Here is a 2,037-nt window from a genome sequence, read left to right on the forward strand (position 1 = left end):
CAACCTGTATCGTCAAGAACTACCGGCTCTTCTGGTACTGCTCCCGCAGCCGGTATTTCAATATCTTGCCACTGGCGCTGCGCGGCATCTCGGAGATAAAAAGAACCTGGCGCGGCACCTTGTAGGAAGCAATTTCTCCTTTACAGAACTGCCTCAACTCCTCCTCGCCGACCTCATCCCCTGCCTTCAGCTGCACTACCGCGGTTACCGCCTCTCCCCATTTTTCATCCGGCAAGGCAATGACCGCCGCCTGACCGATTGCGGGATGGCGATAGAGAACATTTTCTACCTCGGCCGGATAGACATTTTCACCACCGGTAATGATCATATCCTTCTTGCGATCAACGATATAGATAAAACCCTCATCATCAATCTTGCAGAGGTCAAGGGGATAATACCAACCATCACGGAAAACAGCCTTGGTCTCGGCCTCTTTACGCCAATAGCCGATCGTATTGCCAAGACCGCGGACTTTCAGTTCACCTACTACACCGGGAGCTATGGGGTTGTCATTCTCATCGACAACGATACTCTCCATATCGGCAAATGAACGGCCGCAGGAAGCCAGGATTTCAGTTTCGCCCGATTCCAGAGCCCGGGCCACATCACTCAGCTTCAAAATGGTTGTCTGCCCGACCGTTTCGCTGGTACCGAACAAATGAATAAAGACATTACCGTAGATCCCGATCGCTTTTTGAAAAACTACCGGGGTCACCGGGGCACCGGCAAAATAGATCTTCTTCAAACTGCTGAAATCATATTTTTCCGCTTCCAGAAATTCAGTTAAAAAAAGCATCATCGGGGTCGCCAGCATGCCGGTAGTAATTTTGTATTTTTCGACCAGTTCGAGAAAGAGAGCAACATCCCACGACGGCATGATAACCGAGGTCGTACCACTGTAGATATGGTTCATCAACGTCACTTCACCGGTGGCGTGAAAAAGGGGTGACGCAATAATGCCGACATCCTCTTCATCCATCTTCAGTTCCAGGGTCAGGCTGCGGCCGACATGGTAGAAGTTGCGATGAATCGCCATACAACCCTTGGGTGCTCCGGTAGTCCCGCTGGTATAGAGAAGGGCCGCCAAATCATCCTCAGATAATAGAACATCAGGACAAGATAGGGAGGCTTGAGCCATGAGTGCTTCATAATGATGCCAGCCGGCGGGGGTCTTGGCCGGGTCGCCAATAAAGATAACTTCCCTGACAAAGGGCAGATCCTGTCTGATTTTTTCAAAATGACCTAAATACTCTTCATTGATTAAAACTACGGTAGGCTCGGCATCAATCAGAATATCTAACATCTCTTTGGGCGCCAGACGAAAATTGAGCATCACCAGGACCAGACCGGCACCCGGAATACTGAAATAAGACTCGGCGTTTTCGATACTGTTTTTACTTAAAATCGCAACCCGCTCACCTTTCTTCAAGCCGAAATCAAGCAGAGCATTGGCCATCCGGTTACAGCGTTCAACCATCTGGGCAAAAGTATAGCTCCTTTCCCCCTCAATAAGCGCCACTTTTTCAGGATTAAATTCAAGGTTACGCCGTAACATATTACGCAGTGTACAAAAACTTTTCACCTGGCTCCTCCTTACCGTTTAAACTCAATTGATGGCGTTGATGCCGATCAGTTCCCTGCCGATCATCAGTTTATGCATTTCAGTGGTGCCACCCAGAATGGTACTCAAAACCGCATCCCGATAATGGTGTTCAAGATCATACTCATCCGTACAACCATAGGCCCCATGCAGACGAATCGCTTCGGCTGTGGCCTTAACGGCAAGCTCGGTAGCCAGCCATTTAGCGCTCGAAAGTTCCTTGCCATGGGATTTACCCTGGTCTTTAAGGTCAGCAGCATAGTAGAGCTGCCAGCGCAGCGGCTCAATCTCGGCCGCCAGGCGGGCAATCACCTCCTGAACCAGCTGAAAGCCACCAATCGCTTTGCCGAACTGAGTTCTCTCCTGCACATATTTCAGGCTCGCGTCAAGACAGCCTTGAGCCATTCCCAAAGCCCCGGCAGTAATGAACACCCTGG

The 2,037-nt window shown here is 50.1% G+C and carries 2 protein-coding genes; both read right to left on the reverse strand.

Annotation, left to right across the window (positions count from 1 at the left end; genetic code table 11):
- Positions 1 to 19 precede the first annotated feature (19 nt).
- On the reverse strand, positions 20 to 1,582 hold the full coding sequence (locus U9P07_10910) for a long-chain-fatty-acid--CoA ligase (protein ID MEA2109916.1): 1,563 nt from the start codon (positions 1,580 to 1,582) through the stop codon (positions 20 to 22).
- A gap of 24 nt (positions 1,583 to 1,606) precedes the next feature.
- A partial coding sequence (locus tag U9P07_10915) for an acyl-CoA dehydrogenase family protein (GenBank protein ID MEA2109917.1) occupies positions 1,607 to 2,037 on the reverse strand: 431 nt, incomplete at its 5' end.

Source organism: Pseudomonadota bacterium, assembly GCA_034660915.1.
GTDB lineage: Bacteria > Desulfobacterota > Anaeroferrophillalia > Anaeroferrophillales > Anaeroferrophillaceae > DQWO01.